This window comes from Flavobacterium sp. GNP010 (assembly GCF_056428945.1).
Map to the genome: position 1 here is coordinate 1 of NZ_JBWJVK010000070.1, position 6,405 is coordinate 6,405.

7 protein-coding genes and 1 pseudogene are annotated in these 6,405 nt (G+C 33.6%); 3 read left to right on the forward strand and 5 right to left on the reverse strand.

Features of this window, described 5'->3' with window-relative positions:
* Positions 1-73: 73 nt before the first annotated feature.
* The 5 genes from AC061C_RS15095 to AC061C_RS15115 are packed head-to-tail and all read right to left on the reverse strand — an operon-like array spanning position 74 to position 3,719.
* Positions 74-919: a DUF2911 domain-containing protein gene (locus tag AC061C_RS15095; protein ID WP_478291854.1), complete on the reverse strand. Its 846-nt coding sequence runs from the start codon at positions 917-919 to the stop codon at positions 74-76.
* 50 nt (positions 920-969) lie between these two features.
* Complete coding sequence (locus tag AC061C_RS15100) at positions 970-1,644, reverse strand: HAD family hydrolase (RefSeq protein ID WP_478291855.1); 675 nt, start codon at positions 1,642-1,644, stop codon at positions 970-972.
* Between the two features lie 58 nt (positions 1,645-1,702).
* Complete coding sequence (locus tag AC061C_RS15105) at positions 1,703-2,416, reverse strand: tRNA threonylcarbamoyladenosine dehydratase (RefSeq protein ID WP_478291856.1); 714 nt, start codon at positions 2,414-2,416, stop codon at positions 1,703-1,705.
* Between the two features lie 46 nt (positions 2,417-2,462).
* Positions 2,463-3,116 (reverse strand): TatD family hydrolase, encoded by a 654-nt coding sequence (locus AC061C_RS15110; RefSeq protein WP_478291857.1) that lies wholly within the window; start codon positions 3,114-3,116, stop codon positions 2,463-2,465.
* On the reverse strand, positions 3,117-3,719 hold the full coding sequence (locus AC061C_RS15115) for a DUF1684 domain-containing protein (protein WP_478291858.1): 603 nt from the start codon (positions 3,717-3,719) through the stop codon (positions 3,117-3,119).
* A 205-nt stretch (positions 3,720-3,924) separates the two neighbouring features.
* Here AC061C_RS15115 and AC061C_RS15120 point away from each other — a divergent pair, with 205 nt between their 5' ends.
* The 3 genes and pseudogenes from AC061C_RS15120 to AC061C_RS15130 form a co-directional block, all read left to right on the forward strand.
* Positions 3,925-5,142: an MDR family MFS transporter gene (locus AC061C_RS15120; RefSeq protein WP_478291859.1), complete on the forward strand. Its 1,218-nt coding sequence runs from the start codon at positions 3,925-3,927 to the stop codon at positions 5,140-5,142.
* Positions 5,143-5,561: 419 nt separating this feature from the next.
* Positions 5,562-5,921, forward strand: coding sequence for a BlaI/MecI/CopY family transcriptional regulator (locus AC061C_RS15125; RefSeq protein WP_478291860.1), 360 nt, complete (start codon positions 5,562-5,564; stop codon positions 5,919-5,921).
* Between the two features lie 46 nt (positions 5,922-5,967).
* Positions 5,968-6,405: pseudogene (locus AC061C_RS15130) on the forward strand (M56 family metallopeptidase); the annotation flags it as partial.

The window sequence follows — 6,405 nt, forward strand, 5'->3', positions numbered from 1 at the left end:
TTTTTTTTTTTTTTTTTTTTTTTTTTTTTTTTTTTTTTTTTTTTTTTTTTATTTTGTATTTAAATGCAGTAAATTAGCTCTTACTCCACTCTGCAATACTGTCTTTATTCATTTTTACATAATCTTGGTTTTTTGCAATCTCAGCTGCTGCAAGTGATAATTTTGCTGTTTCAATTGCTCCTTTTTTATCTCCTAATTTAGCTTGAATTAAGGATTTCAATCTGTTGTACCAAAACGGTTTTTCTTTTGTCATGTCCAGTGCTTTGTTTACGTAAACTAATGCTTTAGCATTGTCACCATTAGACTGGAATAAAAACTGAGCCGATGAAAAATAATCTGCTGCACCCGGCCCAGCAAGTACTTTATCAATGTTTGCAGTTGCTTTTTGTTGCGTTGGTACTTCAAATTTTAAGGCAGCATAAGAGTTCTCCCAATACATTTCTAAAAAAGCAAAGTTATTGTCTAAACCACTAACTCCCATGGTAAAAGTTTCAACACTTTTATTTACAGTTTCTGGTTTAACGGTAGCTCTAAGTGCTACATTTTCTTCTTTCCACTCCTCTGGATTCCCCCAGTTATCAGTAGTCTTGTAGAAAATGATTTCCCAACTTTCTATTTTTGGATTCGTATACAACGAATATTTTCCTTTTTTTAATGTTTTACCATCAATAATTACATCATCACTAAAGGATACCGTTGTATTTTCGTTCGCTCCCGTTCTCCAAACTTTTCCAAAAGGAATCAAATTACCAAAAACGACTCTGCCTCTTGCGCTTGGTCTGGAATAAACGATTTCTACATCTGTCAAACCTACAGTTTGCATGATAGTAGATTTTGGACTAGACTGAGGTGTTTTTACTTGAGCCTCGATAGTAAAGTTTGCTATAATGATAGCCAATACAAGGATTATTTTTTTCATACTTTAATTTTTTTGAACTTCAAATTTACAAATTCAACAGCTTTAAAATGTTAATTATTTCTTAATTTAGAATCCAAATTCCGAACAAGATCAAAGTCCAATTCGTTAAAATGGTTGATAATGACATCTGCTTTAGACAAATCTTGTGCTTCTGAATGAATACTGTTGTATCCTACACACAAAATACCCGCTGCTTTGGCTGCTTTGACGCCATTAGTACTATCTTCAATCACAATGCAACTCTTTTTTGGTGCAATCGAAAGACTTGCTGCGTGTTCAAAAATTGCAGGATGTGGTTTTGATTGTGGAAAATCCTCTCCACTTATTTTATGAGAAAAATAATTGTGTAAGTTGAACCTGTTAAACACACGCTCAATCGTAACTTTGGATGCCGAAGAAGCCAAAATCAATTGCATTCCGTTTTGGTGTAATTCTTTGATGAGATTTTCAACTCCCTCTAGTAATTCTAAATCAGCTTTACTATCAAAAGCATCATTAAAGATGTTTCGTTTTCTTTGTATTAAATCTTCTACTTCGTGCTCGATTACAAACAACTCTTTTAATTTTTGAAATGTATTGCGAGTAGAAAAACCCGTAAATGAAGTGTACATTGCCTCCGTTACAGCGATATTTAATTCCTCAAATTGCTTGAAGTAAGCATAGCGATGTACAGGTTCTGTATCGACAATTACACCATCCATATCAAAAATTACCGTTTGTATCATTTATTTTAGTTATTAGATTTCTTAGATTACTCCGATTCTTAATCCTAGGCACTGAACACTATTTCTTAAGTAAATACCGAATCACAGTTTCTGCAGCGTACAAACCAAATAATCCTGGCATATAACTGTTTGTTCCGTAAAATGATTTCTTAAAATTTGATCCATCGGTCATTCTTAAACTGGATTCATCCTGAATTTCAGAAGAAAAAACCACCTTTAGTTTATCTATTTTAACTTCTTTTAATCGTCTTCTGATCGTTTTTGCAAAAAAACAATTCACCGTATTTGTAATATCAGTCACTTTTACTTTAGAAGCTTCCATTTTACCTCCTGCACCCATACTACTTATGATTTTTACTCTTTTGCGTTTAGCTGCAATAATCAAATTTAATTTGGGAGTCACACTGTCAATGCAATCTAATACATAATCAAATTCTTCAGAAACTATTTCAAAAGCGCGCTCCGGAGATAAAAATTCTTGTACGCGAGTTAACTTCAATTCAGGATTAATATCCATCAATCGATCACCAACTACCGTTATTTTAGGTTGTCCTACCGTAGAATGTAAAGCAGGTAATTGTCGGTTAATATTCGTAATGTCTACTACGTCCCCATCAACAATTGTCATGGTTCCTATTCCTGCACGTGCTAAAAATTCAGCTGCAAAAGAACCAACGCCACCTAATCCTACTACTAATACATTTGCATTTTGCAAATTGGTTAAACCTTCTTTTTTGAATAGAAGTTCTGCTCTTTCTGTCCATTCTGCCATTATTCTCTTTTTTTAATTTTAGTATTAATAGGGTACTCTAATATTTCTACAATTCCTTAAAAAACACTTTGTGAAAATTGTGTTTTATGAGTTCCTGCATTTCCAAGATTGAAATTCCTTTGTATGTTGCTGCCAATTCATACACTGCTCCAATGTTTTCTGAAATTGTATCGGTTTCAAGAAAAATTTTATCATCTGGAATACTCTTGAAAACGGATTCTAATTCGGGATTCAAAAGCAAATATTTCCCAAAGGAGATATAAAATCCATTGCTTATTAATTGTTTGGCGAGTTGTTCACTTTTTGAAAATCCATGAACGATCATAGGAACAGTGATGTTCAATTTTTTCTTTGTTGCAATTAATTCATCAAAAGATGCTACACAGTGCAACACCACTGGTTTATTATATTTTTGTGCCAAAACCAACTGTTTTTCGAAAACCAACTGTTGCAATTCGATCGGAATTGCAATGCGTTTATCCAACCCGCATTCACCAACCGCGAGACAAGTTGGTTCTTGCAGTTTTGTTTCTAATATATCTAAATCCGATGCTAAACGTTCCTCGACAATAAACCAAGGATGAATACCAATAGAATATACTAGAATACTAGCATCAAAATCCTGTGGATATTGATTGACTAATTCGACAACATTTTCTTGCTGCGTGGCTGTATGTATATGTAAGTTGTAAAATTTCATTTAATCATGAAACTTTTTAACGCCCGCCTCTATGGCGATATCCAAATCATTTTTTAGAGGTACTTTTGGACAAGAATACTGCGAATTGTATGCACAATACGGGTTATAGGCCGTATTAAAATCAATGGTTATTGTATTTCCTGTTGGAACGCGCAAATCGATATATCGTCCACCAATATAACTTTCATTGCCCGAAGTGGCATCTGAAAAGGGTAAAAACAAATAATTCTTGTACTCCTCTTTTTTTGAAAGTTCGATATTGCGATACACATTTAGTTTAAAACTCCTTCCTTTCATGATAAATGAAAGTTCTCCATATTTTACATACAGCGGCTTTCTGTCAGTAGTAGTTTTCATTTCAAAAGGTTGTTCCTTTTCTGTTTTAACTAAAGTAGCTGTGACAAAAAAAGATTTATTGGCAGGATAAAAAGCTAAAGACTTAAATGTTGCACGATCTTCGGGTGTTAGCGGACTCTTTTTTGCATCAGCGAATTCCTTATTCATCTTATTTTGAAATTGAACAACTGCTGCCGATTTAAATGCATTTTGACTGTAGGCCAAAGCCAACTGCATAAAAAAGAAAAAAAGTACTTTGGTTTTCATATTTCAATTTTATGCAAAATTAGTCTAAATGTTGCAAGTTGCCAAGTGTAATTTTGCAACATACGACCTTAAGATGTTAAACTCTAGCCCAGATAGCAGTGAAAATCCTTGTATTTTTTTTCTTTAAAAAAATAGAAGATTGTAACGAATAGCTGGAAAAAGCTCCTAAAAAACATTGTAAATTTGTACAATAGAAATAATACATATGCTCGCAAACGCTTTACAACGCTACATAAATAATTTTAGGGGTTTTACCAGAGAAGTTTGGATATTGACACTTATCACTTTCATTAACCGCGCTGGCACGATGGTGTTGCCATTTTTATCCAAGTACTTAAAGGAAGACTTGAATTTTTCCTACGCACAAGTTGGTTGGATTATGGTCGCTTTTGGTTTTGGTTCTATGCTAGGATCTTGGCTGGGCGGTAAATTATCTGATAAAATTGGGTTTTATAAAATCATGGTTTTTAGTTTATTTACCAGCGGACTACTGTTCTTCGCGATTCAATACATACGCACATTTTGGGGATTGTGCATCGGAATGTTTGTCATTATGACTATTGCCGATATGTTTCGTCCCGCTATGTTTGTGTCTCTAGGCACGTATGCAAAGCCCGAAAATCGTACCCGAGCCTTAACATTAGTGCGGCTTGCGGTTAATTTAGGATTTACTGCCGGACCCGCTTTAGGAGGTTTGATTATTATGAATTTAGGCTATAGCGGTTTGTTTTGGGTTGATGGAAGCTCGTGCATCATCTCGATTTTGATTTTTACATTGCTTGTTAAAGAACGTAAAAAACCAGCCGATTTGAATACGGCGAGCCACGAAACCGAGATACCAGCCTCCGTTTTAAAGGATAAAATATTTTGGATTTTTCTTTTTGTGTGCTTTGTCACGGCTATGCTGTTTTTCCAACTTTTCACTACTTTACCGCTCTACCACAATGAAAAATTTGGCTTAACTGAATTTCAAAGCGGCCTTTTATTGTCGTTGAACGGACTTTTAATTTTCTTTTTAGAAATGCCAATTGTTAGTATTAGCCAAAGAAAAGGCTTTGATAAACTCAAAATAATTCTTTGGGGATCTTTATTAATGTCGATTAGTTTTTATGTTTTACTCATAAATATTTGGGCAGGTGTATTAGTGATCAGTATTATTTTCATCACATTTGGCGAAATGTTTATTTTTCCGTTTTCGAATTCATTTGCACTAAGCAGGGCTCCAAAAGGGCATGAAGGCCGCTACATGGCTTTGTTTACTATGAGTTTCAGTTTAGCACACATTGCCAGCTCTAAAACTGGTTTAGAAATAATTGACCAATATGGCTATCAAGCCAACTGGTTTGTCATGGGAACGCTAGGAATATTAGCCGTTGGAGGGTGTATCTGGTTACAAAAACTAGTTCAACAAGAAAAGCAATAATTTTTTTTGGGCGTGACCACATTTCAAAAAGGGGCAAATCAACATGCAGGTTCCATTGCCCCTTTTAGCAATGTGGTCGGGCTATCCGCTGTATCTTTTATAAAATCCTTAAAACAGGATTTTATAAAAGGATGCCGCTACTATCCCTCACGGAACAGCGTTTTCATCAATCAAGGGTACCTTGAACTCACATTTTTATATTGAAAATCGTTTTATTAAATCCTTGTACTTCTTTCTAGCATAATCTTTACTAAACTTTGCTTCTCAACAAAAAAAGCAATACAAAAAATAGTAAGTTATTTGTAATCAATAATTTAAACTAAATAATAAATTTAAAAACTAAAAATTTAGTTAAATAACTATAAAAATAGTTTGTAAACTATAAATATAGTTGTATGTTTGATTCAAATAATAAAATCATGCAAAAACTGACTAATAAAGAAGAGGAAATAATGCATATTTTATGGAAGCTCAAAAAAGCATTCGTAAAAGAAATCATGGCAGAAATCACCGAAGAACAACCGCATTACAACACGCTTTCTACCATTGTTCGCAATCTGGAAGAAAAGGGTTTTGCATCGCACAATGCTTTCGGAAACACACACCAATACTATCCTATCGTAAGTTTAGAAGAGTATAGAAAGCGCTTCATGAATACCGCTATCGATAATTACTTTAATAGTTCTTATAAAAATATGGTGTCGCATTTTGCCAAAGAAGAGAAAATTTCTGCAGCTGAATTGCGAGAAATTCTGGCCATGATTGAAAAACAAGAGTAAAATAACCCAATTATTTTAATCAAAACACTATAAACCAAAAATCGTTATGGAAGCACTCTATCTTTACCTGCTTAAATCCAGTAGTTTACTTGCATTGTTTTTTATAGCGTATCATTTTTTGTTGCGTAAAGAAACTTTTTTTACAAATAATAGATGGTTTCTTTTGCTCGGACTTGTTACTGCTGCCATATTACCTTTAGTGGTTTATACCAAAATAATTTGGGTAGAACCAACAACTATAAATTATGACTGGTCAACCTTACATGTGCGAACAGTCACTGAAAAAAATTACACTAAAGAGTATATCTATTTAGGATTAGCGTTGAGTTATTGTCTGGGTACATTAGGCTTCTTAACTAAATTTGGATTTGATTTTTATAACCTTTTAAAGATTTTTAAAGGAAAAACAATAGCACGTCAAGCAGATTTTAAATTTATTGATACAACAGAGAACATTGCTCCATTTTCATATTTTAATACAATA